At 57.9% G+C, this 24,182-nt stretch carries 22 protein-coding genes and 1 tRNA gene; 9 read left to right on the top strand and 14 right to left on the bottom strand.

All coding sequences use genetic code 11. From position 1 onward, the window contains the following. The first annotated feature begins 232 nt into the window (after positions 1 to 232). The 4 genes from ACUZ79_RS08910 (at position 233) to bioA (ending at position 4,924) form a co-directional block, all read left to right on the top strand. On the top strand, positions 233 to 973 hold the full coding sequence (locus ACUZ79_RS08910) for a DUF4851 domain-containing protein (RefSeq protein ID WP_449251360.1): 741 nt from the start codon (positions 233 to 235) through the stop codon (positions 971 to 973). Positions 974 to 1,305: 332 nt separating this feature from the next. Next, positions 1,306 to 1,716, top strand: coding sequence for a MucR family transcriptional regulator (locus ACUZ79_RS08915; RefSeq protein ID WP_240824580.1), 411 nt, complete (start codon positions 1,306 to 1,308; stop codon positions 1,714 to 1,716). A 177-nt stretch (positions 1,717 to 1,893) separates the two neighbouring features. Further along, complete coding sequence (gene bioB / locus ACUZ79_RS08920) at positions 1,894 to 2,844, top strand: biotin synthase BioB (protein WP_240824465.1); 951 nt, start codon at positions 1,894 to 1,896, stop codon at positions 2,842 to 2,844. Continuing rightward, entirely contained in the window at positions 2,831 to 4,924 is a 2,094-nt protein-coding gene (bioA, locus tag ACUZ79_RS08925; protein WP_449251361.1) for an adenosylmethionine--8-amino-7-oxononanoate transaminase, read from the top strand. The genes bioB and bioA overlap by 14 nt, the downstream gene beginning before the upstream one ends. A gap of 51 nt (positions 4,925 to 4,975) precedes the next feature. Here bioA and ACUZ79_RS08930 read toward each other — a convergent pair whose 3' ends face one another. Next, positions 4,976 to 5,185: a hypothetical protein gene (locus ACUZ79_RS08930; protein ID WP_022659350.1), complete on the bottom strand. Its 210-nt coding sequence runs from the start codon at positions 5,183 to 5,185 to the stop codon at positions 4,976 to 4,978. Next, positions 5,173 to 5,541, bottom strand: a complete 369-nt coding sequence (gene lpdD, locus ACUZ79_RS08935) for a prenylated flavin chaperone LpdD (RefSeq protein ID WP_449251362.1) — start codon at positions 5,539 to 5,541, stop codon at positions 5,173 to 5,175. The genes ACUZ79_RS08930 and lpdD overlap by 13 nt, the downstream gene beginning before the upstream one ends. Before the next feature lie 255 nt (positions 5,542 to 5,796). Between lpdD and ACUZ79_RS08940 the strand changes: the two genes are divergently transcribed. The 5 genes from ACUZ79_RS08940 (at position 5,797) to ACUZ79_RS08960 (ending at position 14,518) form a co-directional block, all read left to right on the top strand. Further along, positions 5,797 to 7,575 (top strand): formate--tetrahydrofolate ligase, encoded by a 1,779-nt coding sequence (locus tag ACUZ79_RS08940; protein ID WP_240824462.1) that lies wholly within the window; start codon positions 5,797 to 5,799, stop codon positions 7,573 to 7,575. 231 nt (positions 7,576 to 7,806) lie between these two features. Next, complete coding sequence (locus ACUZ79_RS08945; protein WP_449251363.1) at positions 7,807 to 9,861, top strand: HD domain-containing phosphohydrolase; 2,055 nt, start codon at positions 7,807 to 7,809, stop codon at positions 9,859 to 9,861. Next, the gene (locus ACUZ79_RS08950; RefSeq protein ID WP_449251364.1) at positions 9,858 to 12,056 is read left to right on the top strand and encodes a CHASE2 domain-containing protein; all 2,199 of its coding nucleotides are present in this window, start codon (positions 9,858 to 9,860) and stop codon (positions 12,054 to 12,056) included. Before ACUZ79_RS08945 ends, ACUZ79_RS08950 begins: the two co-directional genes overlap by 4 nt. 26 nt (positions 12,057 to 12,082) lie before the next feature. Then, positions 12,083 to 13,132 carry a FecR family protein gene (locus tag ACUZ79_RS08955; protein ID WP_449251365.1) on the top strand — a complete coding sequence of 350 codons (1,050 nt, stop codon included), beginning with the start codon at positions 12,083 to 12,085 and terminating at the stop codon, positions 13,130 to 13,132. 12 nt (positions 13,133 to 13,144) lie between these two features. Next, positions 13,145 to 14,518: a surface lipoprotein assembly modifier gene (locus tag ACUZ79_RS08960; RefSeq protein ID WP_449251366.1), complete on the top strand. Its 1,374-nt coding sequence runs from the start codon at positions 13,145 to 13,147 to the stop codon at positions 14,516 to 14,518. 174 nt (positions 14,519 to 14,692) lie between these two features. On the opposite strand, the gene ACUZ79_RS08965 is transcribed toward ACUZ79_RS08960, so the two are convergent. From ACUZ79_RS08965 to ACUZ79_RS09020, 12 genes are all read right to left on the bottom strand, one after another. Beyond that, positions 14,693 to 15,124 carry an ACT domain-containing protein gene (locus tag ACUZ79_RS08965; protein WP_449251367.1) on the bottom strand — a complete coding sequence of 144 codons (432 nt, stop codon included), beginning with the start codon at positions 15,122 to 15,124 and terminating at the stop codon, positions 14,693 to 14,695. 29 nt (positions 15,125 to 15,153) lie between these two features. Then, positions 15,154 to 15,363 carry a twin-arginine translocase TatA/TatE family subunit gene (locus tag ACUZ79_RS08970; protein ID WP_022659359.1) on the bottom strand — a complete coding sequence of 70 codons (210 nt, stop codon included), beginning with the start codon at positions 15,361 to 15,363 and terminating at the stop codon, positions 15,154 to 15,156. Positions 15,364 to 15,523: 160 nt separating this feature from the next. Continuing rightward, positions 15,524 to 16,819 (bottom strand): transcription termination factor Rho, encoded by a 1,296-nt coding sequence (gene rho / locus ACUZ79_RS08975; protein ID WP_240824456.1) that lies wholly within the window; start codon positions 16,817 to 16,819, stop codon positions 15,524 to 15,526. Positions 16,820 to 17,002: 183 nt separating this feature from the next. After that, on the bottom strand, positions 17,003 to 17,518 hold the full coding sequence (locus tag ACUZ79_RS08980; protein ID WP_240824455.1) for a CarD family transcriptional regulator: 516 nt from the start codon (positions 17,516 to 17,518) through the stop codon (positions 17,003 to 17,005). Between the two features lie 307 nt (positions 17,519 to 17,825). Continuing rightward, complete coding sequence (pth, locus tag ACUZ79_RS08985) at positions 17,826 to 18,422, bottom strand: aminoacyl-tRNA hydrolase (protein ID WP_449251368.1); 597 nt, start codon at positions 18,420 to 18,422, stop codon at positions 17,826 to 17,828. Positions 18,423 to 18,443: 21 nt separating this feature from the next. Next, positions 18,444 to 19,313 (bottom strand): alpha/beta hydrolase, encoded by an 870-nt coding sequence (locus ACUZ79_RS08990; RefSeq protein ID WP_449251369.1) that lies wholly within the window; start codon positions 19,311 to 19,313, stop codon positions 18,444 to 18,446. 95 nt (positions 19,314 to 19,408) lie between these two features. Next, positions 19,409 to 19,999: a 50S ribosomal protein L25/general stress protein Ctc gene (locus tag ACUZ79_RS08995; RefSeq protein WP_240824452.1), complete on the bottom strand. Its 591-nt coding sequence runs from the start codon at positions 19,997 to 19,999 to the stop codon at positions 19,409 to 19,411. 109 nt (positions 20,000 to 20,108) lie between these two features. Next, the gene (locus ACUZ79_RS09000) at positions 20,109 to 21,056 is read right to left on the bottom strand and encodes a ribose-phosphate diphosphokinase (RefSeq protein WP_240824451.1); all 948 of its coding nucleotides are present in this window, start codon (positions 21,054 to 21,056) and stop codon (positions 20,109 to 20,111) included. A 147-nt stretch (positions 21,057 to 21,203) separates the two neighbouring features. Beyond that, positions 21,204 to 21,278: transfer RNA gene (locus ACUZ79_RS09005), tRNA-Gln, on the bottom strand. A gap of 5 nt (positions 21,279 to 21,283) precedes the next feature. Beyond that, on the bottom strand, positions 21,284 to 22,162 hold the full coding sequence (ispE, locus tag ACUZ79_RS09010; protein WP_449251370.1) for a 4-(cytidine 5'-diphospho)-2-C-methyl-D-erythritol kinase: 879 nt from the start codon (positions 22,160 to 22,162) through the stop codon (positions 21,284 to 21,286). Positions 22,163 to 22,191: 29 nt separating this feature from the next. Continuing rightward, entirely contained in the window at positions 22,192 to 22,728 is a 537-nt protein-coding gene (hslV, locus tag ACUZ79_RS09015) for an ATP-dependent protease subunit HslV (RefSeq protein ID WP_449251371.1), read from the bottom strand. Further along, positions 22,728 to 24,137 carry a beta-barrel assembly-enhancing protease gene (locus ACUZ79_RS09020; protein WP_240824449.1) on the bottom strand — a complete coding sequence of 470 codons (1,410 nt, stop codon included), beginning with the start codon at positions 24,135 to 24,137 and terminating at the stop codon, positions 22,728 to 22,730. Before ACUZ79_RS09020 ends, hslV begins: the two co-directional genes overlap by 1 nt. Positions 24,138 to 24,182: the final 45 nt, after the last annotated feature.

Genomic DNA, 24,182 nt, shown 5'->3' on the forward strand with positions numbered 1-24,182 from the left:
GACCCCGGCGCGTCATGCATGAGGGCACTGAACCCTTCCATATGCCGGTCAGGCATGGGAGGGCGCATTGCATGCGTTCACTCCTTGGAATATGATAAGGCACGACAGCAGTTCCGCCGTGGGGTGGAATTGTTTGTCGGATGCAATTTTAATGGATAAGTGCGATGGAACGTCCCGCAAGCTTCACACGATGACGCAGGACGTAATGTGCGCCGTCAGCCTTGGAGGGCATATGAACAGAGTGCTTCTTTGTGTTACACTCGGCCTGCTTGCCTTGATGGCCGGATGCACCGGCGCATTGCAAAGGGGAATGCAGAACACGGCCTATATTTCCACAGCACGTCCGGCCATCAGCATCAAGGCCGTGAACATGCCCCTGCTTACCGGCGGCGAGACAAGCGTCAGCCTTGATGACGCGGGCATTATCGGCGGCTTGCCGTTGCATGCCTGGGTTGCTGTTTACGGCAAGGGCGATCCCCAAAGCCCCCTGGCCATTGTGGGATTGGCTGAGGTGCCGCGCGGCTGGTACTGGGACAGCGACGGGCAGCGCCCCTTTAGCGTTGATAAGGGTGTGGAGATTTTCAACAATGACGGCTTTGCGGCCAGCACCTATATTGTGGACAGCAAAAGGGATGCATTTTCAGCCATTGCAGGGCTGACGGACGACGCAAAGCCCATGCGCTGGCTGACGCGCGGTTTTGCCGCCAGATACAATTTTAATGACACCAAGGTCATACTGGAATACAGAGAACCCCTGCCTGAAAATCTTGCCGGGCAGGAAAGCCTGACAGAAAGCCAGACAGACCAGCTCCGTGCCTTTGAGCAGCGTGCAAGCGCCGCCTTTGCCGTTGCTTCTGTATCCGAAGATCTGACTGGAATTACGCAAGGATACGCAAAGAACATTCGTGGGCAGTATCTGGATCACCGCTTCTGGGGAACTGCATCAAAGTATGACACATTTGTCTTAAAGTAGCATGTTCTCGCGGTAATCTGACTTTACACCGGGATTCCGTCCGGGAGGTCGCTTGGGAAAGTTTTTTCAAGCGGCCTCCTTGTTTTTTACGTTTGTTGCGCCTGCACCGACACTAAGTAACTGCAACAAGTTAATACATTCTGGATTAATGGTTATGTAAAATTTGCAACACAATTTTATATTATAGGGTATAGTACATTGACGAAACAATAGCTGCTGTGTATGTTCTCACCATCAGGATGGGAGGGGGACCGACTGTTCTGTCAATGAGCCGATCAGGCGGGTACGCAGCGCGTCAGATTGAGTATGTTGAAGACAATAAAGGGGTAGTTATGGATGATTATCTGAAAGAGGCGCTGGAAATTACCAGAGCACAAGCTGGCGTTCGCGTTATGAGCGAAGAAGAAATAGCCGCCTTTATACAGAAAGTGGCGCAGGGCATTAAAGCAGTTGCTGAAGGCGAAACGCCTGTGGAACTGGACAGCGGCGAAATGGCCGTTGAAGCACGCAAGTCGGTCAAAGAAAAGTCCGTCACCTGCCTTGAGTGTGGAAAGAGTTTTAAGATCCTTACCAAGCGTCATCTGGCCAGCCACGGCATGACCTCGGCTGAATACCGCGAAAAGTGGGGCTTCAAGAAAGATGCACCTCTGGTGTGCAAAGCCCTGCAGCGCGAACGCCGCAAAAAGATGAAAGACATGAAGCTGTGGGAAAAGCGCCGCAAGGTTCAAGAATCTCCGGCATAAAACCCGCAATAGCAGGCTTTGTCATTGGTCTGAAAGTCCGCCCCTGAGGCGGGCTTTTTTTTTAGGCCAAAAAATGGCATTGTACCTGCCTGTATGACGGCATGGCTGCCATTCAGGGCGGTTACGGGCAGCAAATGATTTTTGCTCTGCATCATTGTTCTTTTTCAGGGTTATATCATGATTGAATCACAGGCGGCTGCAACGCCCGCCGAAGCCCTCGCGCTTTTGTCCCTGCCGCAGGAACACTTGTTTGCCAGGGCCACTGCGCTGCGCGAAGCGGCCTTTGGGCGCGGTATTGTTTTGTGCGCCATCATCAATGCAAGAAGCGGCAACTGCTCCATGGATTGCCGTTTCTGCTCCCAGAGCAGGCACAATCACACCCCCATTGAGGTTTTTCCTCTCTTGCCGGACGATGAACTGCGCGAGCGCATTCTGCATCTCGCAGCCCTGCCTGTGGCGCGCATTGGCGTTGTTACCAGCGGTTCGGCCCTGAGCGGCAGCGAATTGCAGCGCCTGCGCACGGTAATTTCCGGCCTGCCGGATGCCGTGCGCCCGCGCGTCTGCGCATCGCTGGGCAAACTCACTGCCGAAGATTTTGCGCTTTTGTCCGGGGCCGGGCTTACCCGGTTTCATCATAATATGGAAACCTCGCAGGGTTTTTACTCCAGCGTCTGCACCACGCAAACCTGGGAGCAGCGGCGCGACACTGTGCTGCGAGCCAGCGAGGCGGGCCTGAGCGTATGTTCCGGCGGCCTGTTCGGCCTGGGTGAAAGCTGGGAAGACCGCGTGGATTTTGCCTTCAGTCTTAAAAAGATGGGCGTAGGCCATGTGCCCATGAATTTTCTGCATCCGCACCCGGAAACGCCGCTGGCAGGGCAGAAGCCCCTCACCGCTGATGAAGCGCTGACGCTCATCGCCGTGTTCCGGCACATTTTGCCCAAGGCGACCTTGCGCATTTGCGGGGGTAGGCCCCTGGTGCTGGGCAACCGCCAGAATGAAATTTTCGCCGCCGGGGCCAATGCCCTCATGACGGGCGATTATCTTACAACCCACGGGCAGAGCCTTGCGCATGATCTTGAAATGATCGCCGCGCAAGGGCTTGAGGTTCGCTGCAATGCAAACTGCTGAGGGAAAAACTGATCGGCCGCTAAGGGGCCTTTTTGTATCCGGTTCCGGCACTGATGTGGGCAAGACCGTTGTGACGGCGGCCCTGCTGCGGGCCTTGCTGTTGGCCGGAGTCAATGCGCAGGCTGTAAAGCCTGTGCAGACAGGTGTTGCGCCGGAGCAGGCCACTACGGCTCCCCTGGCCGATGCGCGCGTGTACGCTGCCGCCGTTGCGGGCATGTCGCAAAGCGCCGTCATGCTGCCTGCCACGGCCCTGCATTGCTTCAGCCTGCCTGCTTCACCGCATCTGGCCGCCGCCCGCGAAGGCGCTCGCCTGACCTGCGCAGGGCTGCGCAACGACATGATTTGCCACAGCCGCGCCAGCACCGCTGAAATGCTGCTTCTTGAGGGCGCTGGAGGCTTGCGGGTGCCGCTCAACGAGCGTGAGGACATGCTCGACCTCATGGCCTCGGTGGGCCTGCCCGTGCTGCTTGTGGGCGGCAACTATCTGGGTGGGCTGAACCATATTCTGCTTTCGCTGGATGCGCTGCGGCATAACGGCCTGCAACTGGCTGGAGTGGTGCTCGTCCCCTCTGCCGATCCGGCAGCGGGTTGCCCCGGTGTGGATGTGGACGCCATGCTGGCCGACAATGCCGCCATGCTGCATGGGCGGCTGGCGCAACAGGGCCTGACTGCGCCTCTGGTGGAATTGCCGCGTGTAGCACAGCTGGATGCACAGGGCTGGCAGACGCTGGCTCAGGGGCTTGAGCCGCTGGTGCTGCATCTGCAATCCTCACAGGATGCTGCTTGCGACTGTGGCGCGGATGTTGTGCGCCGCGATCATCAGACCATCTGGCACCCCTACGCCTCGGCCATGCAACCGCCCTTGCTCAGCACGGTGGCATGCACCAGAACCAACCGTATTGTGCTGGCAGACGGCAGGGAACTTGTGGACGGCATGTCATCCTGGTGGGCTGCCGTCCATGGATACAATCATCCGCGCCTCATGGATGCCCTGCACGCACAGGCCGGGCGTATGCCCCACGTAATGTTTGGCGGCCTGACGCACGAACCGGCGGTCAATTTGGCCGAAAGGCTGCTGCGCCTCATGCCTGCGGGGCTTGAGCGCGTGTTTTTTGCCGATTCTGGCTCGGTGGCGGTGGAGGTTGCGCTGAAAATGGCTCTGCAATACCAGCAGGGCAGGGGCCAGACCGGGCGCAGCAAGTTTCTAACGCCGCGCGGCGGTTATCATGGGGATACCTTTGGCGCCATGTCTGTGTGCGATCCGGTGACGGGCATGCACAGCCTGTTTACAACCATGCTGCCCCAACAGATATTTATGGAACGGCCAAGTTGCCGCTTTGACCAGCCCTTTGATCCCGCGAGCCTGAACGATGCCCGGCGCGTTTTTGCCGGGCGCGGGCACGAGATCGCGGCGGTGATTCTTGAACCAGTGGTGCAGGGCGCGGGAGGCATGTGGTTTTACCATCCCGAATACCTGCGCGGCCTTGCGCAACTGTGCCGCGAGGCTGGCGCGCTGCTGATATTTGATGAAATCGCCACGGGCTTTGGGCGCACTGGCAAGATGTTTGCTGCGGAATGGGCCGGTGTTTCGCCCGATATTCTCTGCTGCGGCAAGGCGCTCACGGGCGGGGTGCTCACCCTGGCTGCCACGGCCTGCACAGCCAGTGTGGCGGAGAGCATCTGCGCCGGGGGCAATGTGTTTATGCACGGCCCCACCTTTATGGCCAATGCTCTGGCCTGCGCCGTGGCCTGCGCCAGCCTTGACCTGCTGCAGGAGGAAAACTGGCGGCAGAAGGTGGCAAATCTTGAAAGCGGACTGCGCTCAGGGCTTGCCCCCTGTGCGGAATTGCAAGGCGTTGCCGATGTGCGCGTGCTGGGCGGCATAGGCGTTGTGGAAACGTGCGAACCCGTCAATACATTGGCATTACAGAAATACTTTGTGCAGCACGGCGTCTGGGTGCGGCCATTTAACCGCCTCGTTTACCTTATGCCGCCGTATGTTACCCCGGCTGAGGATGTGGCCCGGCTCTGCGCAGTGGTGACAGGGGCCTTGGAATCTGGAGCGCATCTGCAAGGATAAAGGCTGTCGCCCTGGCCTCCGGCTGGCGGCTTCTAAAGTCAGTCTCGCAGGTTATTTTTCTGTGGGCGGCGGCGGAACGGGCAACCCTTTGAAGATGAGCCGTGTGGCGGCGGCGTCTGCCAGTTCTGAGACGTCCATGAGCTTTTCCAGCAGTTCAAGCAGGTAGAAGCGGTCGTTTTCGCAGCCGTCCTTGAAATCGGCTTCAAGTTCGCCGCTGCGTATGTAGTTTTCCAGTTCTGTAAGGTCTTTTACCGTGAGCATGGAGAATCCTTTTGCAGCGCGGAGATGCAACGCTCCGTCAGGTCGTGGACCATCTGCTCGACCTGCCGGATTTCTTCGCGGGTTATGTTGTCGTAGTGGATGCCCGCGCTGACGCACACGGCGCAGTTCAGGGCATGAGCCATGCGCTCGGCCATGCGTTGGGCGAGGGCGGCTTCCTTGTGGCCGGGCAGGCCTGCCAGATGGCTTTGGGCCTCTGCCTGACCATGCGCGGGCGCGGCCAGAGCCACAGCGCCGATATGGGTTGCGCCGCCGCCGCAGAGCACTTGCAAGTCGCGCCCCTGGCGGAAAACGCGCAGATGTACGCTCAGGCGGCCCTGTTGGGCGGTGAATCGCATGGCTGCTCCTGTGCTTTGGCGGCAAATTGGGTGCCGAGCCGTTGGGGCTTTATGGCCTTTTGCCATGCGCCCGGTGAAATTTCCAGCCTGCCAGTTACGGCAGGCAAACCCGCCCATGAACATGGCGGAATTGTTGTGGTATATATATGATGCGGTCTACAGCCGCAAGGCCGCCACTATGCCTGATGCCTCGGACTTGACGCCCCAGCGGGCGGCCCGTACCATTTTGCCAATTCTTTGTTGTATGGAGACAGCATGACTCTTGATCCCACCAAGCACCCGGACTGGCAGATAGCCCTGGATGCCGAACAGAATATGAAAACTTTTGAAGCACTGACCGCCGAGATGGGGCTGGAACCTTCAGAAGTGCTGCCCTATGGCCGATACATGGGCAAGATTGAGCAGCAGGAAGTGCTGCAAAGGCTTGAGAACCGGCCCAACGGCAAGTATGTTGACGTTACGGCCATCACCCCCACGCCCCTTGGCGAAGGCAAGTCCACCACCACCATTGGTCTGGTGCAGGGGCTTGCGCGGCGCGGTTTGCGGTCTTCTGCCGCCATCCGCCAGCCTTCGGGCGGCCCCACCATGGGCATGAAGGGTTCCGCCGCTGGCGGCGGCCTTTCGCAGTGCATCCCGCTCACGCCGTATTCCCTCAACTTTACGGGTGATATCCATGCCGTGGGCGCGGCCCACAATCTTGCCATGACGGCCCTCACGTCCCGCATGCAGCATGAGCGCAACTATGACGACGCAACGCTTGAGCGGCTTTCGGGCATGCGCCGTCTGGATATTGACCCCACGCGCGTCAGCACCGGCTGGGTGATGGATTTTTGCGCCCAGGCCCTGCGCAACGTGATTATCGGCATGGAAGGCGACGGCAGACGCAACGACGGTTTTATGATGCGCTCGCACTTCGACATCACCGTTGCTTCCGAGGTCATGTCCATTCTTTCCGTGGCGCGCGACCTCGCCGATCTGCGGCAGCGCATGGGCCGCATGGTGCTTGCCCTTGACCGCAACGGCAGGCCCGTGACCACAGCCGATCTTGAAGTGGACGGCGCCATGACCGCCTGGCTGGTGGAGGCCATCAAGCCCAACCTTATCCAGACCATCGAGGGCCAGCCCGTGCTGGTGCATACTGGCCCCTTCGGCAATATCGCCCTGGGCCAGAGTTCGGTTATTGCCGACAGGGTTGGGCTGAAGCTTGGCGACATCCATGTGACAGAATCCGGCTTTGCCGCAGAAATGGGCTACGAGAAATTCTGGAACCTCAAGTGTCGATACAGCGGCCTTGCGCCTGACGCGGCGGTGATCGTGGCCACCGTGCGGGCGCTCAAGCACCACGGCGGCGCGCCGCAGCCCCGCCCCGGTCAGCCCCTGCCCGAAGAATACCTGCGGGAAGATGTGGGTCTGGTGGAGGCTGGTTGCGTCAACCTGCTGCACCATATCGGCATTGTGCGCCGTTCCGGCGTGCCCTCTGTGGTGTGCATCAACAAGTTTTATACCGACAAGCCCGCTGAAATTGCCGCTATCCGCCGTATCTGCGAAAAGGCCGGGGCAAGCGTGGCAGTTTCGGAACACTGGGAAAAGGGCGGCGAAGGCGCGCTCGAACTGGCAGATGCCGTCATGGACGCCTGCAATTCGCCCAAGCGGAACTTCCGCCCGCTCTACGACTGGAAGCTGCCCATTGCCGAACGCATTGTCTGCATTGCCCGTGAAGTGTACGGCGCTGACGGCGTGGATTTTGAACCCATGGCCGCCCAGCGGCTCAAGACGCTTCAGGAACGCCCCGATGCGGACGAGCTTGGCGTGTGCATGGTCAAAACCCAGTATTCGCTTTCGGACGATGCCAAGCGTAAGGGCGTGCCTTCATCCTGGCGGCTGCACGTGCGCGATGTGCTGCTTTTTGGCGGCGCTGGCCTTGTGGCCCCGGTGGCGGGCGATATCAGCCTTATGCCCGGTACTGGCTCCAGGCCCTCCTTCCGCAACATCGATGTGGATGTGGCAACCGGGCGCGTAACCGGCGTGTTCTAGATGAGCAATACAATAAAAGCGTTATCCGGTCAGTTGGTTGGCCGGATAACGCTTTTATTGCCTTTCATAAACAAAAAAAAATTTTTCAGAAATATTTTTCCAACCTGCTTTATTCATAGCTAATAGTCTTACCGAATATCAGATATTTCAGTTTTTAGCACTTGAAAAAAATCACAAAAGTCATAGGGTTAGCGCTATAAAAACACCGTATTGATCCATCAGGAGGATCACATGGAAGTAGTGCTCAGAGGCGTGCGCGGCAGTATTGCTGTGCCAGCTCCGGCCATGTCATTTTACGGTGGCAACACCTCATGCGTTGAGCTGCGCTCCGACAACGGGGCGCTTATTTTTTTTGATGCTGGTACAGGGCTGCGGCAGGCTGGCGAAAACCTGCCGGAAAGCGGCACCTGCCATCTTTTTATTTCGCACGGGCATACAGACCATATTCAGGGACTGGGGTTCTTTCCGCCCCTGCATTCCCCACGCTGGACAACCCACATCTATATTCCCGCCTGGCTCGAAGACGTGCTGGACAATCACTTTGCCCACGGCATGTTCCCCATATCCTTCAGCGACTTTGCCGGAAACGTTGTGCGGCACAGCCTTGAACCCGGTGACGAGGTGCATCCCGCCGATGGCGTCGCGGTTGCGGCCATAGCGGCCAATCATCCCGGAGGCGCGCTCGCCTACAGGGTTTGCGCCGACAAAGCCGTTTTTGTGTACTCTGGCGATTATGAAATCACCCGCGCCCCCGAAGTGCAGCAGGCGGCCCGCGAACTGCTTGAAGGCGCGGATCTGGCTGTTGTGGACAGCATGTACAGCAATGCCAGCTATATCGAAGGCTGGGGGCATTCCCGCTGGGAAGACTGGCGTGACCTGGGCCATGCTGCCGGGTCAGGATGCATTGTGCTTTCACACCATGCGCCGGATATGACGGATGCGCAGATAGACGCCCTACAGCGCGAGGCCTTGCACAGTTGCCAGACAAGCGGGCAGCGCCTGTGCTTTGCGCGGGAGGGCATGCGGTTCAGCCTGCCCATGCCCAGGCAGCAGGCCTGTGGAGAATGTGGTCTGGTTCAGTTCAGCGACTGGCTCGACAGATTTCTGGACGACCTTTCGCAGTACCAGGACGAGAACACGCTGCTCGACCGCATACTCGCCAAATCCCGAGAGATCACGCGGGCAGATGCCGGAACCATTTTTCTTGTTGATGGGGAAGATCTGCTCTTTGCCTATACGCACAACGACAGTCTGTTTTCTGTAAATACTGCCTCAAAGTTCGCCTATTCTTCGGCGCGGCTGCCCATCAATCCCCATTCCATTGCGGGCTATGCGGCCTGTACGGGCGAAATGCTCAATATTGTGGATGTGCGCGCCATGCCGAAGGATTTGCCGTTTTCGTTCCGTGATGATTTTGACAAGGCCACGGGATATCATACGGAATCCATGCTCGTGGTACCGTTTCATGACCACGCGGGGCGTATATCCGGTGTGATGCAGCTCATCAACAGCCTTGATCCGCGCACGGGCAAGCCCCGCAAGTTCACCCACGACATGGAGCGGCACATACGGGTGCTGGCCCGCGAAATCGCCAATATCCTTGAACGCAGCCATCTGGTGCGGGCAAGCATCAACAGGCTTGTGCGGCTGGCCTCCGTGCATGACCCGCTTGAAACTGGCCCCCATGCCGAGCGCGTGGGCGCCATCGCCGCAGAAATGTATCAGGCGCGGGCCAACCGCCTGTGCCTTGACCCGGACGTGACCCTGCACGTCAAAAGCCAGATACGCCTTGCCGCCATGCTGCACGACATAGGCAAGGTAGGCGTGAGCGATCTGCTGCTGAAAAAACCGGGCAAACTCTCAGATGATGAAATGGCTATCATGCGGTCGCATACGATTATTGGCGCGGGCATTCTGGAAGCAGAGGCCCAAAGCGGGGGATTCATGACCTTTGCCCGCGAGATAGCCCACCATCACCACCAGAAATGGAATGGCAAGGGCTATGCAGGCCCAAGCGACGCGGGCAGGCTGGAAGGGGAGGATATCCCCCTAGCGGCGCGTATAACCGCCATTGCCGATGTGTTTGACGCGCTGGTTTCTCCCCGTTCGTACAAGGCCGCATGGCCGCACGAAAAGGCTCTTGCACTCCTGCGCGAGGAGGCGGGCAGTCATTTCGACCCGCAGCTTGTGGAATGCCTTGAAGAAATCATGGACGTTGTGGCCAAGATTTATGAGCGATTTCCTGATGCGGAGCCGGAACAGACAAACCGCGATACTGCTTCATGAGCATTGCCGATGCCCTGAAACGGCTGCTGCGGCAGCCGTGGATTTTCACAGCCCTTGTGGGGCTGTGCGGTGGCCTTGCCATGCTGGCGCTGTATGTGCTGCAGCCAGTGGCGCTGCAACGCCTTGATCTGAGAATTTACGATGCGCTGCTGCCCCTGCGGCGGCAAAGCGAGCCTTCTCCAGTTCCTCTTGTTGTCGATATAGACGAAGAATCCCTGACCCGTTACGGGCAGTGGCCCTGGCCCCGGTATCTGGTGGCCGACCTGGTGGACAGACTGGCGCAGAATGGCGCTGCATCCATCGGGCTGGATATCATGTTTGCTGAGCCGGACAGAACCTCGCCGACACGTCTACGCGAGGGCCTTTATCTGGAGCGGGGCGTAACGCTCGAAATCGTGGGCCTGCCTTCTTTTCTGGCGGATTTTGATACGCTGTTTGCCGCCTCAGTGCGCGCCGCGCCTGTGGTGCTGGGCGCATTTGCCCGCTATGCGGGCGAGCCGTATTCCGGCCCCATGCCGCAGCCTCCGGCCATGATAGCGCGGGGCGGCAAGGATGCCCCCCCATTCGATGCCTATTTGCCGACAGCCCGTGGTGCTGTGTTGCCCCTGCCGCAGCTTTTTGCAGAGGCCCCCGTGGGTTTTGTGAATGTATCGCCCGATGCGGATGGCCTTGTGCGGCAGGTACCACTTCTCCTCAAGCTTGGGGATGCAGTTTATCCCTCGCTGGCCTTGCAGGCCCTCATGCGCGCGCTGGGGACAGATGCCCTGCGGCTGTATACCGGGCCAGACGGGCTTTTCAGCGTGGCGGCGGGGGAGTTCAAGATTCCGGTTTCGCGCGAAGGCTATATGCTGGTTCCCTTTCAGGGGGGGCGGCATACCTATCGGTATATCAGTGCCGCCAAGGTGCTGGATGGCAGTGCAAAACGGGCTGATATTGATGGTTGTATCGCCTTTGTGGGCACGTCTGCACCCGGTCTGGCCGACATCCGCGCAACGCCCTTTGACAGGGTGATGCCGGGGGTGGAGGTGCATGCGGCGGCCATAGACGCCATGATCAGCGGAAATTTTGTGCAGTTGCCATCCTGGGGGCCGGGGGCGCAGGCGCTGATAATCGCCTTTATGACCTGTGCGGCAACGCTTGCCTTTGGCTTTGCCGGGCCGCGCGTATATGTGCCGTCCTCGCTGGCGTTGATGGGCGCTACGGTCGCGGCCTCACGGCAGCTGTTTATGGGCGGTCTGTTTCTTTCGCCCCTGTATGGTCTGCTCACCACAATGCTGTGCGGCGGATTGCTGCTGAGCGTGCGCTTCTGGCAGGAGGAAAAGCAGAAGATCGTTCTGCGCCGTGCGTTTTCGCGCTATGTATCGCCGGAGGTTGTCAAACGGATCAGCAGGCGGCAGGGTGATCTGCTGGCGGGTGAAAATCGTGAGCTTTCCATCCTGTTCACGGATATTCGGGGTTTTACAAGCCTTTCTGAATCGCTTTCGCCGCAGGATGTGGTGCAACTGCTGAACCGTTATTTTACGCCCATGACGGCCATTGTGCGCAGTCGGCAGGGAACGCTGGACAAGTTCATCGGTGATGCGCTCATGGCCTTCTGGAACGCGCCCCTTGATGTGCCTGGCCATCCCGCGCTGGCGGTGGACGCCGCATTGAGCATGCAGGAGCAGCTTGAGGCACTGAACGGCGAAATAGAGGCGAGCTTTGGAATACGCCTTGCCATGGGCGCGGGCATTCACACCGGGCAGGCCTATGTGGGAAACATGGGGTCAGAAGACCTTATCAACTACACCCTCATAGGCGATAATGTGAATCTTGCCTCGCGCCTTGAGGGGCTGTGTAAACGCTATGGCGCGCCCGTGGTGGTGAGTGGGGATACCAGGGAAGGCTGCGGGGACGCCTTTGCCTTTGTTCATCTTGACGTGCTGCGGGTCAAGGGCAAGACGAAGCCTGTCAGCATCTACTGGCCCATGAGGTCGGGCGCGGATGCAATTTTTCAGGAGTCCATGCCGCAATGGAGCGCGGCGCGCGCGCTGTATGAAAATGGGGATTTTGCAGAGGCTGCGGCTGGCTTTGCCGCGCTGGCAAAAAGGTATCCAGCCGTGCGCCTGTTTGGTCTGTACCATGAGCGATCGCTCATGCTTGCGCAGAATCCGCCTGCCCTGTGGGACGGCATCTGGACAATGGAAGGCAAGTAGAAACATCCTGTTGCTGTGGGGGAAACATGATTCGTTCAATGCTGGGGCGCGGGGCTTTGGCCCTGTGCCTAACTTTGCTGGCTGGGGGCGTATGCACGGCCAAGGATGTGGGACAGGTTATTTCCTTCAAGGCTGGCGTTACTGCCCAAAGGGATGGACAGGCCGTGCCGCTGGACATGAAAAGTCCGGTCGGGGATCGGGATACGCTGACGACAGACGCCACGGGCCGGGCGCAGATTCTTTTTGACGACGACACTACAGTGTCGCTTGGTTCCAACACGTCACTGAGCCTTGAAACTGTAGTCGCAGAAGGTGCAAATCCTGCCTTCAAGGCCAGAATGGGGCAGGGCATAGCCCGGTTTATCACGGGCAAAATTGTGGAAAAGAATCCTGACGGGTTTTCTGTGGTTACGCCGGATGCTACCGTAGGCATCCGGGGCACCATGCTTTCCGTTAAAGTGGATAACGCCGCCACAACCGTGTATGTAGCCAATACCTCCAAAGAGGTTTTTGTTAACGGTGTGCGGGTGCCGTCCGGTTTCAAGATCACCCTGCCGCAGGGTACGGTTGCCCCCATGACGCCAGCAGACCACAACCTGGTATCTGAAAGCGTGGCAGCCAACAGACCCGCCTCTGGCGGAACCGCGCAGCTGGCGCCGCCTTTCCCCGCAATGGGGAACCCAATTACGCCAACGAGCCTGGCGCAGACGCCCATTGTAGCGCAGGGGCTGGGCGAGGGATTCCGGCAAACGGGCAACGCCAACGTATCTGGCGGGCTGACAAGTGATATGTACTCCGGCTCGTTCAGCTTTCAGGTTAATCTGACAAACGGCGGTGTGAGCAACGGGGTCATGCGGTCTGGCAACTCTGACATTCCCAATGCGCTTACTGGAGGTACGGGCAGCATCAGCGGTTCAAGCCTGAATGTGGGGGGATTTGCTGCTGATGGAGTGACAGGCTCCATGAACGGAACTGCCGCGCGCTCCTCCTCGGGGCTGTCTGTTGCTGGTGGGTACCAGATCAGCAATACTGATGGAGTTCTTGAATCTGGTTCATTTTCTGGCAAACAACGATAGGTGGAACAAACAATGATACGTAATCCATTCCACCCGTTGCAGCTCTGCTGTAGGTTCGCGCTTGTGCCCCTGTGCATGCTTTTACTGGTCAGTGCGGCCATCGCTGCGGATGATTCCCCTGCACTGCGCACGGCGGTGGGATCCGCCAAGGCAGATGCCGCTGCCCTCATGCAGCAGGGCAAATATGCTTCCGCATATGATATGTACATGCGCCTGCTGCGTGAAGCACCGGACGATGATGAAATCAACCTTAACCTGGCGCGTAGCTCCATGCGCAGCGGGCGGTACAATCAGGCTGTAATGGCCTATGAACGCCTCACGGAAAAGTATCCTTCGGAACCAGTACTCTATAGCGAACTGGCGCAGGCCTACATGGCGCTTGAAGACCGCGTAAGCGCGGAGCAAGCCATGGCAACCATGCGATCGCTGAATCCCAACATCAGCAAGGCTGATAATGACCGACTTCTGGATTCGCTTGAAAAGCGCTACGATCACTGGCAGGTGCACGGCAAACTCCGTACTGGGCTGTTGTATGACTCAAACGCGACATTTGGCCCCTCAAGTACCACAATGGACATGGGGGTTTGGCGCGTAACACTGCCGGATGCGGAAGCCAAAAGCACCTTTGGCGCGTATCTTGGGGCAAATCTCGATGTGGGCTGGAAGTCCGAGCGGGATACGCCATGGTGGATCGTAGGCGATGCGCAGGGCATGGCGCGCGGTAATGGAGATTCCTCGCTGGATGATGTGCACAGCCGCACATCCGAATGGGGCAGGGCGGCTGTGGGCCTTCGCCATCTCACGCCTACAACCATGTTTGATCTGCGCCTAAAGAGCGAAGTTTTTGATTATCAGTGGTACCAGAATGTCACGGCATCCGGCCCGGAAGCCACATGGCTTTGGGCGGTCACGCCGTCATGGCAGCTCATTACGCGTGGTACCCTGGATTCGCGGGCATACTCCAGAGATGGCGACCGCAACGGCGCGTACTGGACACTAGGCCAGTACGTGCGGCGTTTTTTTGGCGAGAGCAACCATGAAATCATGGTTGGGCTGAGTTATGTGGGCGGCAATACGCCTGAAAAGGCTGATTACTGCTACACCGGATGGGAAGCCAGCGCGCGGCTTTCACTCAAACTGCCCAAGGGCTTTGAGCTTGCCCCCTTTGTTTCCTTTGAAAACGATTGGTACAACGGCCCGGCAACGGCCCTTGAAACGTCCAACAGGCTTGATCAGAAATGGCGCACCGGCGCGGCCCTTACGTGGCATATTACCGATGCCTGGTCTGTTGAAACTTCGTACCAGTATACCCACAATAATTCAGAAAGCCCGCTGTACAGATACGACCAGTCCCTTGTTTCGCTGGGAGTTGCCTGGTCGTTTTAGGGTCGGTTAGAATAGTGGTATTGACGCCCAAGGGGCACGTTATTCGCAAGAAAAAATGGCTTGTGGAAAACCACAAGCCATTTTGCGTAAAATCTGCCAAAGAGCTTGAATAAAAAGAGCCGCAGGTTACTGCGGCTCTTTCAGCTTGAAAATTCTGTGGCCTGCGTAAATGCCCTAGCGGGCGCAGAGGCGCTCAGCCGGGATAATGACAAAGTCGTGTGCCTTGAGCACTTCAATGGCCTGATCGACCTTGTCAAAGCGGAAGATCATGACGGCGCTTTCAGCTTCGCGCTGCACAAATGCGTACATGTATTCCACGTTGATGCCGTTCTTGGAAACCGTCTGAAGCACGGAATCAAGGCCGCCGGGAACATCGGGAACTTCCACGGCCACAACGCTTGTGCGGCCAAGGGTAAATCCCTTTTCCTTCAAAACAATCTTGGCTTTATCATGGTCGCATACAATCATGCGCAAAATGCCGAAATCAGAAGTATCGGCCAGAGAGAGCGCGCGAATGTTGATGCCAGCCTCTGCCAGTGTATGCGTAACCTCGGCCAGACGCCCGGCCCGGTTTTCCAGAAAAACTGAAAGCTGTTCCGTTTTCATGACAAATCCTTATGTTTCGACGGGCGGTTCTATGCCTTGTGATTGGGATCGTCAGTAGACGTGGGCTGCTTTTTATCCTTGGGGGTTATGTCAATTTCATCCGGCTCGGTTGAAGAGCGGCGAAAGTTGCGGATTGCCCGACCCAGCCCGCCGCCGATTTCCGGCAGTTTGTTCGACCCGAAAACAAGCAGAACCACAACAAGTAAGAGCAATAATTCAGGCATGCTTACGCCGAACATGCGGGGAGCCTCCGTTGAGAGTTGGGCAATAATGCAAATTACACCCTAAAAGATAAGCCTTGCTAAACCCAAGGTCAAGGCGAAACCTGGAGCCGACCGGGTTGCCAGCTCCATCCACGCGCCGCAGAGCGGCCATTTGCCTTGATTGGCTGCCGGTGCCTTACTTGCCCATGGCGTTCATGAAATCCTTGTTGGATTTGGTCGCGCGCATTTTGTCCAGCAAAAATTCCATGCTGTCGATGGAAGACATGGGCGCAAGAATCTTGCGCAGAATCCACACGCGGTTGAGCACATCGTCGGCCAGCAGCAGGTCTTCCTTGCGGGTGCCCGTGCGGTTGATGTCGATGGCGGGGAAAACGCGTTTTTCCGAAAGGTGGCGGTCGAGGTAGATTTCCATGTTGCCGGTACCTTTGAATTCTTCAAAGATAACTTCATCCATGCGGGAACCCGTGTCGATAAGCGCCGTAGCAATTATGGTGAGGCTGCCGCCTTCTTCAATATTGCGGGCCGCACCAAAAAAGCGTTTTGGCCGTTGCAGGGCGTTGGCGTCAAGACCACCGGAGAGCACCCGCCCGGAAGAAGGGGTTACAGCGTTATACGCGCGCCCCAGACGGGTGATGGAGTCCAGCAGGATGACAACGTCGCGCTTGCGTTCCACAAGGCGCTTGGCTTTTTCAAGCACCATCTCGCACACCTGCACGTGGCGCTGCGGCGGTTCGTCAAAGGTGGAGCTGATGACCTCGGCCTTTTTGACTGTGCGCTCCATGTCGGTAACTTCTTCCGGGCGCTCGTCAATCAAAAGCACAATGAGGTATACATCGGGGTTATTGGCATTAATGGCATTGGCCAGCGCCTGGAGCAGGATTGTTTTACCCGTGCGCGGCGGGGCCACGATAAGGCCGCGCTGTCCGCAGCCAATGGGGGCCATGATGTCGATAACGCGGTTGGAAAGGTTCTTCTCGCCATTTTCCATGACGAGCTGGCGGTCGGGATAGATGGGCGTGAGGTTGTCAAACAGAACGAGGTTCTTGGCGTGTTCCGGCGGTTCAAAGCCGATCTCGGTGACCTTGAGAAGGGCAAAGTAGCGTTCGCCCTCCTTGGGGGGGCGGATCTGGCCGGAAACTATGTCTCCCTTGCGCAAAGAAAACCGCCTGATCTGCGAGGGCGACACGTAGATGTCGTCCGGGCCGGGCATGTAGCTGCACAGCGGCGACCGCAAAAAGCCAAAGCCATCGGGCAGAATTTCAAGCACGCCATCACCGTAAATGGCGCCGTTTTGTGAAGCACAGGTGGAAAGCAGAGCGAAAATGAGTTCCTGCTTACGCATGGAACTGGCATTTTCAATTTCATACTGCTCAGCCAGCTCCATGAGTTCCTGCATGCTACGCGTCTTCAGATCCGTGAGGCTCAAGGCGCTGTCGGTCAACAGTGTGGAAGTAGCTTTCTTTTTGCGCATAACAGTCCGATATTTTGATAAGACACAGGGTAACGCTTACAACATTTGCATATTGTAGCGTGGTAGGCGGATGATATTGGGAACAAAAAAGATGTGTGAAAATGCGATTAGCCCATCTTTTCTGTAATGGCAAGGAAAAAATACGTCGCTGTTCACAAAAAATTCGGTCTGGGTGTGAGCGGGCTAGCTGGCTGTTTCTTCAGGGGCTGGCGGGGGGGCATAAATTTCAAGCAGTTCGTCGCGCACCTTGTCTTCTGCGATTTCCAGAACTTCTGACAGTTCTCCGGTCACAAGGCCCATGGCCTGCTCCTGAAGCCGCCGTTCGCCAAAAGAAAGCTCCTTGCTGCGCCCAATAAGCAGCAGCTCGCGCAGCACTTCGGCCACAATAGCAAGGCTGGGGCTTTTGAGCCGCTCGGAGTATTCGCGGAAGCGGCGGTTCCAGTTCTGGCCCGTGTACACAACCTTGCCCGAATCATTGCGAAGCGATTCAAGAATCGTGGAGGCTTCATCCTTGGGCGTGAGGGTGCGCAGGCCCACATGCGCGGCATTATTCACCGGAACCATCAGCGTTACGTTGTTTGCCCGGATGCGCACAATATAGAGCTCACAGACAAGCCCCCCAACGGTTTTGCTGTCTATGCGTTCTATTTGGCCCACACCTTGGGCAGGATATACAACGAGATCGTCCGGAGTGAACATGATGCCACCAAAACGCCCCAAAAGGCGCAAATAAACGAGACCTGGAGCGATAGCTGGAAGTCGCGAATTAAATGAAGTATTGAAGGGTCGGAAACCGACTCTTCAAATATCCTAGTCCAAGAATGAGCAGGAGTCCAGTTGAAAAAGTATTTTGCTCATATTTGGGGCAATGGGCATTTGACCGGGCCAGCAAGGCAGTGCGCAGGTACTGTTGCAGCGTGTTTACAGCATTGGCCCCATGCAAATTGATTGCAAAACCGGCGGTTACAGAAAGCCATTATCAAAAGGCAGCACTGCACGGTACCGCTCAGGATGCCTTTCGCGCAGCACGAACAGCACTGTCGAGCCCTTTATCGGCAAAGGCAAACAATGTATCGGCGGCAAGTTCCATCGATTCTTCAATGTTTTTTGCATCTTCGCCTTCCGGTCGGCCCAGTACCCAGTTTGTCACGTCACCCTTGTGAGGGGGCCGGCCAATGCCCATGCGCAAGCGGTAAAAATCTGGCGTTCCCAAGAGTTCTGTGATGGATTTCAGCCCATTGTGCCCGGCATTGCCCCCGCCAAGCTTGAAGCGAAGTTCCCCGGCGGGGATGTCCAGCTCGTCATGCACAACAACAAGATCATGCGGCTTGAGTTTGTGCCAGGCGAGCAGCGGCTGCACGCACTGGCCGCTGAGGTTCATGAATGTCTGCGGCTTGGCCGCAAGCCATAAGCCCCCAAGCTTTGGCAGGCGCAAGCGCCACAATTCGCAAGAAAATTTGCCGCCGTTTTGTTGGCTCGCTTCGCCGTCTCTGGCGGCAAGTTCCACAAGATAGCTCACAAAATCAAAGCCGCAATTATGACGTGTGTGGTCGTATTTGGCTCCGGGATTGCCCAGGCCTACGATAACGCCTTTATAGTCCATCAGTACGCCTCCAGAGGCGATTTATATGCGCTCAAGGTGCAGGGGCAGACCAAGCCCCGCGCATGTCGCTGCTGCGGTGCGTGCCATAAAATGGCACAGCGGGGGATTCATGGCGGCCAGATGCCCGCCGCCGGGCAGCCAGACCAGTTTTTTGGACGGTGCCTTGAGGCAGTCAAAGGTGGTCCGAATAATGGCTGGCGTAAACAGGGCATCATTTCGAGCGCTGAAAAAATACAGGGGGCACTGCAGGCTCTCGGGCAGACGCGTACTAAACAGGCTGGCCAGAAAACTCAGGGGATATGTCAGCCGTGTTTTGCGGCGGTTGCTCACAGTTCGCCGCGCTCCGGAAATGATCCGCCAGGAATCAAGGTAGGCCTGCAAGGGCATGGGCAGCCACGGCAGCCAGCGTGCCAGCCTACAGAAAATACGTTCAATATCCGCTCTGCGGTCAGCCAGCCCGGCAAAGCGTGTCAGATAGACAGCTTCGCGCATCTGGGGCAGCACCCCGGTAATGGGAAATGCCGCTGTAAGGCCGGGGGATGCAGCCGCGTGCGCCAATGCGAGTATGCCGCCCTGGCTGTGCCCGCACACCGCAATGTGGGCATGGCCTGCACCACGCAGCCATGCCTCGGCGTCCAGGCAGTTTTGCCGCAGGTCGTCAAAGCTGAAGCTCACGCTGTGGCGGTTCAGACCGTGCCCGGTAAAATGCACTGCGGCAACGGCAAAGCCAGCTTGCTGAAAGGCGGCAATCATGGGCCGATACTGAATGGGCGACAGCATGGTGCCAGGATAAAACAGCATGACCCCGGCCCCATGATTGGGCCAGAGTTCGAGCCGCAGTTCCCGGTTATGGGCAGACAGCTTGTGCGTAACAAAGGCTGGTTTATTCATGGCGCCATGCGTACATAAAATGAGGCCGGTCCCGCAAGGAACCGGCCAATACAGTCGCACAAAGGCCCGATGACCGGGCTTTGCGTCAAACAGTCTTATTCGGCGGCTTCAGCGGCTTCCTTGGCCTTGGAAAGAACGCTGACGATGGCGAAGTTCTGGTCGTAAACGGCCTTGACGTTTTCGGGCAGGGGCAGGTCGCCCACGCAGATGGTGGTGTTGATGTCCATGGGGGTCACATCAACAACGATCTTTTTGGGCATGTCCAGGGGCTTGCTGCACAGACGCACGATTTCGCGGTAGGTTTCAAGCTGGCCGCCGAGCTTCACGCCTCGCGACACGCCCACGAATTCCACGGGCACGTCAACGGTGACGGGCTTTTCCAGATCCACGCCGTAGTAGTCGATGTGGCTGAATTCTTTCTTGTAGGGATGGTACTGCACGTCCCAGATGATCACAGGATGCACGGACTTCTGACCGTTGTCGTCAATCTCGAGGTTGAACACCGAGGTACGACCGGCTTCGGCAAAAATCTTTTCCAGCGGCAGGGCAGGAGCCTGCACAGAGATGTTGTCACCCTTGGCGGTGTAGAACACGCCGGGGATCAGATCCTGGGTACGCAGACGGCCACTGGCGCCTTTGCCGCTACCATCGCGCTTCTGCACGCTCAAAGTCTTTTCAATATTCATGTCCTGCTCCTTGGCTTACCGCAGCCGAAGCGTGCGGAAAAAGTTCTGTTATTATGGAACCGGCCCTTGCGGGCAGGCTTGGGTCTATACGCAATCCGCATAAAGCGGGTTACACAAACAACACGCTTACCGATGAACCGGTATGGATGTTGTGGATAGTCTTGCCCAGAAGGGCAGCCACAGAAACAACCTCCAGCTTGGGGCAACGTTCAAGTTTGTCGCCCATGGGGATGGTGTCTGTGACAAATACCTGCGAAAGCGCCTCGGTGCTGTTGATGCGGTCAATGGCGGGGCCGGACAAAACAGCGTGGGTGGCGCAGGCCACAATCTTGGTAGCGCCGTTTTTGAGCAGCACTTCCGCACCGGCGCACAATGTGCCAGCGGTGTCGATCATGTCGTCCACCACAATGGCAAGGCGGCCTTTCACATCGCCGATAACATGCATGGCCTGAGCCTGATTGGGCTTGTCGCGGCGCTTGTCCACAATGGCCAGCGGCGCGTTGAGCCTTTTGGCATAGGCGCGGGCGCGTTCAACACCGCCAGCATCGGGCGACACAATCACGATGTTGTCGTCGTGCAGCCGCCGCAGCGATTCAAGCATGACAGGCACGGCAAACAGGTTGTCCACCGGGCAGTCAAAGTAGCCCTGAATCTGTCCTGCGTGCAGGTCAATGGTGACCACGCGTTCCGCACCGGCAACGCTGATAAAATCGGCCACCATTTTGGCGCTGATGGGCGCACGGGGGCTGACCTTGCGATCCTGGCGCGCATAGCCGTAGTAAGGAATAACGGCGGTAATCCTGCCTGCGCTGGCCCTTTTGAGGGCATCAAGCATGAGGCAGAGCTGCACCAGATTGCGGTTGATGGTCGGGGGGCAGGTGGGCTGCACCACAAAAACGTCATCACCGCGAACATTGTCGCCTATTTCGATCCGCAACTCGCCGTCGCTGAACGTGGTCGCCAGCGTGGGCGTGAGTTGACACCCCAGATGGTTGCAGATGGCCTTGGCCAAATCCGGATTGGAAGACCCGGTGACGATCTTAAGATCGCTGTACATGAACCGCCCTGCCTTGCGCGCCAAAGAGCACTTACGGTTATACATCCTTGCTGCCGTCGCCGGAAGAAAGGCGGCGCTTTATTGCCAGGCCGCCGACAAATCGACGGAAGGCGCGGTCAGACGCCCCAGGCGCGATACAGCAGCGTGTGGCTGGGATGGAAGGGTTCGAACCTTCGAATGACGGAGCCAAAACCCGTTGCCTTACCACTTGGCTACATCCCAGTATTTCACAGCACGTGCGCGTATACGCGCCTGTTCTCTCCTTGCAGCATGGCGGCAGCCGCCTGCGATTCCACATGGAATTCGTGTGCGAAAAGCGCCACAATGCTTGAGCCGCTGCCACTCATGGCTACGGCTCCAGCCCCAAGGCGCAGCAAGTTCGCCTTGATTTCTGCAAGCTGTGGATGGCGAGAAAATACAACGTCCTCAAGGTCGTTGTGAATGCTCAACTCTGTCCGCACCCCGGAGAGAAAAGTTCCATTAGCCTTGCTTTCTGTCTTTGTCAAGCAATTTTGCCCAGAAACCGTGTTTGAGGCCTTGAGCGCGGCGTCATAATCGGCGTATGCCTGGGGGGTGGATGCATGAATTTGGGAGCATACCAGAACAAGGTGTATGCCTGCAAGCGCATCATCCCTGCAAGGCTCGATGATCTCGCCAATGCCACGCACCCGGCAGGGTTTGTTTATGAGAAAAAACGGCGTGTCCGCGCCAACTGTGAGGGCAACCTCTGCCAGCGCCTGATCGTCAAGCGGGCTGGATAACCTGCTGTTGAGCCAGCGCAGCAGGGCCGCCGCATCGCTGCTGCCGCCGCCAAGCCCTGCACCAGCGGGAATGCCCTTGTTCAGGCGCACTTCAAGCCCGGGCAGGTTGGGCACACGTTTGGCGAGGGCGGCGTAGGCCTTGGTGAGGGTGTTGTTCTCAAGGTCAATGCCGGGCGTATCACACTGTACAACCAGACCGGCTGTGCCGGTTTCACGTATGTGCAGACGGTCGCAGGGGCGGGGCAGGGGCCAGAAAAGAGAATCCAGCTCATGATACCCGTTTTCCCGCACGCCCGTGATGCGCAAACCAAGGTTAACCTTGCACCCGGCAACAACTACGCTCATGAATTTTTCCGCTCCTGTGGCAGTGATGGCTACAGCGTTTCAACCGTAAGGTTGCCGTTGGTGTACACGCAGATTTCCGAGGCAATGCGCATGGCCTCGCGGGCAATGGCCTCCGCGTCCATGTTGCTGTGCCGGGCAAGCGCCCGCGCTGCCGCTAGGGCATAGGGGCCGCCGCTGCCAATGGCTGCAACCTCGTCGTCCGGTTCAATGACATCGCCCGTGCCAGACAGAACGAGAATGTGTTCGCTGTCCGCCAGCAGGAGCATGGCCTCAAGCTTGCGCAGGTATTTGTCCTTGCGCCACTCCTTGGTCATTTCGACGGCGGCGCGAACCATGTTGCCGCGCAATTCCTTGAGCTTGGCTTCAAAAAGCTCAAACAGTGTAAAGGCATCGGCTGTGGCCCCGGCAAAACCCGCCAGGATTTTGCCGTCGTACAACCGCCGCACCTTCTGCGCACCGTGCTTCATGATCATATTCTGGCCCAGGGTCACCTGACCATCGCCAGCAATGGCCACGCGGCCATTCTTTCTTACTGCCAGTATGGTTGTGGCATGCGTATCCAGCATCAGTTCTTTTCCCATATTTCCTTGCGTTCTTTATAGGCGGCCTCAAGCTTCTGAAAATCACGCGGATTCGCAGATTTGCCCGACAAGGCCTTGGCCTGATTAAAGTAACGCTCGGCCTGTTTTTTGTTGTTGGAATACAGGGCGCTGTACGCCATGTGGATATAGGCCCCGGCAGTGTCGCCCGTTTTACCGAGCGAGCGGGCATAGGCCTCGTGAACTTCGGCGTCTTCCGGCACGTAGCGCAGCACATCTTTATAATACTGCGCGGCCTGCGCCTGCCTGCCCGTTTCGTCAAGCATGCGGGCATAGAAAAAAGAGGCCATATAGTCGCGCGGATCCAGGCGCATGGCCTGACGCAGCAGGCCATCAGCACGGCTCATGTCGCCCTTGCGGTAGTGGAATGCGCCAGCCTCGCGCAGCACCAGAGGGTCGTTGGGCGAAGCGGCGAGGGCTTCGTCAAAAGCCTTGCTGGCCTCGTTAACGCGGTTGGTGCGGGCCAGCACAATGCCGCGCCCCATGCACGAAAGGCCGTCCTTGCCCGAAAAACGCTGCTGCGCAGCCTGCGCGTCGCCATAGCGCGCCCAGAGGAGCGTTTTGACGCGGACAAATTTGGTGTTGTCCTGCGTACGCCCCTGAACGGATTTGCCCATGCCCTCAATGCGGGCCTGAAGCCCGTTGATGCGGTCGCCGATGGCAGGGTGGGTAGAAAGGTAGGTCGGCACGCTGGTACCGCTCATCCAGCTTTTCTGGCGCAGCACCTTGAAGCCGCCCACCATGCCCTGCGGAGGATAGCCCGCAGCCACAAGGTATTGCAGGCCAATCTGGTCGGCCTCGGTTTCGTCCATGCGGCTGTAGTTGAGCATGGCCGACTGCCCGGCCCCCAGCGCGCCCACAGCAATGGCGCCGCCGCTGGAGCCGCCCACCGCCACGCCCGCAATGGCCAGCAGCAGGGAGCCAAGGGTCACAAACTGCGCGCGCTCAAGGCGTGAGGCCACGTGGTGCTGGGTTACGTGCGCCAGTTCGTGGGCAAGAACGCCCGCGAGCTCTTCTTCCTTTTCCATGTTCATGATGAGGCCGGTGAACACGTAGACGTAGCCGCCGGGAATGGCAAAGGCGTTGAGCGAATTGTGCAGGATAACGGCGGCTTTGAAGCTGAAGGGCTGCGGCGGAATCTTTTTGACCAGACGATCCACTATCTGGTTGACGTACTGGCTTACCTCAGGGTCTTCCACAATGGGCATGTTTGCGCGGATCATCACGTCAAACTTGTGGCCCATCTCCTTTTCGTCCTTGATGGTGACGCCGCCGAAAAAGAAGGCCTGGGCCGGTACGGCCACAAGCTGGGCTGACAGAAATGCCAGCAGAACAAAGAGCGCCATAACACGGCGCAGGGCAACACGATGTAACATGGCGTCCTCATGATGCCGCAGTAAAAGCGCCCGCGCCGGAGACCG

Source organism: Desulfovibrio faecalis (assembly GCF_053570625.1).

Excerpts from the sequence above, each read along its gene's own strand:
- ispE (WP_449251370.1), bottom strand. The coding sequence starts at position 22,162 with ATGAGCGTAGTTGTTGCCGGGTGCAAGGTTAACCTTGGTTTGCGCATC.
- ACUZ79_RS08915 (WP_240824580.1), top strand. The coding sequence starts at position 1,306 with ATGGATGATTATCTGAAAGAGGCGCTGGAAATTACCAGAGCACAAGCT.
- ACUZ79_RS08995 (WP_240824452.1), bottom strand. The coding sequence starts at position 19,999 with ATGAATATTGAAAAGACTTTGAGCGTGCAGAAGCGCGATGGTAGCGGC.
- lpdD (WP_449251362.1), bottom strand. The coding sequence starts at position 5,541 with ATGCGATTCACCGCCCAACAGGGCCGCCTGAGCGTACATCTGCGCGTT.
- hslV (WP_449251371.1), bottom strand. The coding sequence starts at position 22,728 with ATGCTGGATACGCATGCCACAACCATACTGGCAGTAAGAAAGAATGGC.
- ACUZ79_RS08940 (WP_240824462.1), top strand. The coding sequence starts at position 5,797 with ATGACTCTTGATCCCACCAAGCACCCGGACTGGCAGATAGCCCTGGAT.
- ACUZ79_RS08965 (WP_449251367.1), bottom strand. The coding sequence starts at position 15,124 with ATGAAAACGGAACAGCTTTCAGTTTTTCTGGAAAACCGGGCCGGGCGT.
- bioA (WP_449251361.1), top strand. The coding sequence starts at position 2,831 with ATGCAAACTGCTGAGGGAAAAACTGATCGGCCGCTAAGGGGCCTTTTT.
- ACUZ79_RS08950 (WP_449251364.1), top strand. The coding sequence starts at position 9,858 with ATGAGCATTGCCGATGCCCTGAAACGGCTGCTGCGGCAGCCGTGGATT.
- ACUZ79_RS08960 (WP_449251366.1), top strand. The coding sequence starts at position 13,145 with ATGATACGTAATCCATTCCACCCGTTGCAGCTCTGCTGTAGGTTCGCG.
- ACUZ79_RS09000 (WP_240824451.1), bottom strand. The coding sequence starts at position 21,056 with ATGTACAGCGATCTTAAGATCGTCACCGGGTCTTCCAATCCGGATTTG.
- ACUZ79_RS09020 (WP_240824449.1), bottom strand. The coding sequence starts at position 24,137 with ATGTTACATCGTGTTGCCCTGCGCCGTGTTATGGCGCTCTTTGTTCTG.
- ACUZ79_RS08910 (WP_449251360.1), top strand. The coding sequence starts at position 233 with ATGAACAGAGTGCTTCTTTGTGTTACACTCGGCCTGCTTGCCTTGATG.
- rho (WP_240824456.1), bottom strand. The coding sequence starts at position 16,819 with ATGCGCAAAAAGAAAGCTACTTCCACACTGTTGACCGACAGCGCCTTG.
- bioB (WP_240824465.1), top strand. The coding sequence starts at position 1,894 with ATGATTGAATCACAGGCGGCTGCAACGCCCGCCGAAGCCCTCGCGCTT.
- pth (WP_449251368.1), bottom strand. The coding sequence starts at position 18,422 with ATGGACTATAAAGGCGTTATCGTAGGCCTGGGCAATCCCGGAGCCAAA.
- ACUZ79_RS08955 (WP_449251365.1), top strand. The coding sequence starts at position 12,083 with ATGATTCGTTCAATGCTGGGGCGCGGGGCTTTGGCCCTGTGCCTAACT.
- ACUZ79_RS08980 (WP_240824455.1), bottom strand. The coding sequence starts at position 17,518 with ATGTTCACTCCGGACGATCTCGTTGTATATCCTGCCCAAGGTGTGGGC.
- ACUZ79_RS08970 (WP_022659359.1), bottom strand. The coding sequence starts at position 15,363 with ATGTTCGGCGTAAGCATGCCTGAATTATTGCTCTTACTTGTTGTGGTT.
- ACUZ79_RS08945 (WP_449251363.1), top strand. The coding sequence starts at position 7,807 with ATGGAAGTAGTGCTCAGAGGCGTGCGCGGCAGTATTGCTGTGCCAGCT.
- ACUZ79_RS08930 (WP_022659350.1), bottom strand. The coding sequence starts at position 5,185 with ATGCTCACGGTAAAAGACCTTACAGAACTGGAAAACTACATACGCAGC.
- ACUZ79_RS08990 (WP_449251369.1), bottom strand. The coding sequence starts at position 19,313 with ATGAATAAACCAGCCTTTGTTACGCACAAGCTGTCTGCCCATAACCGG.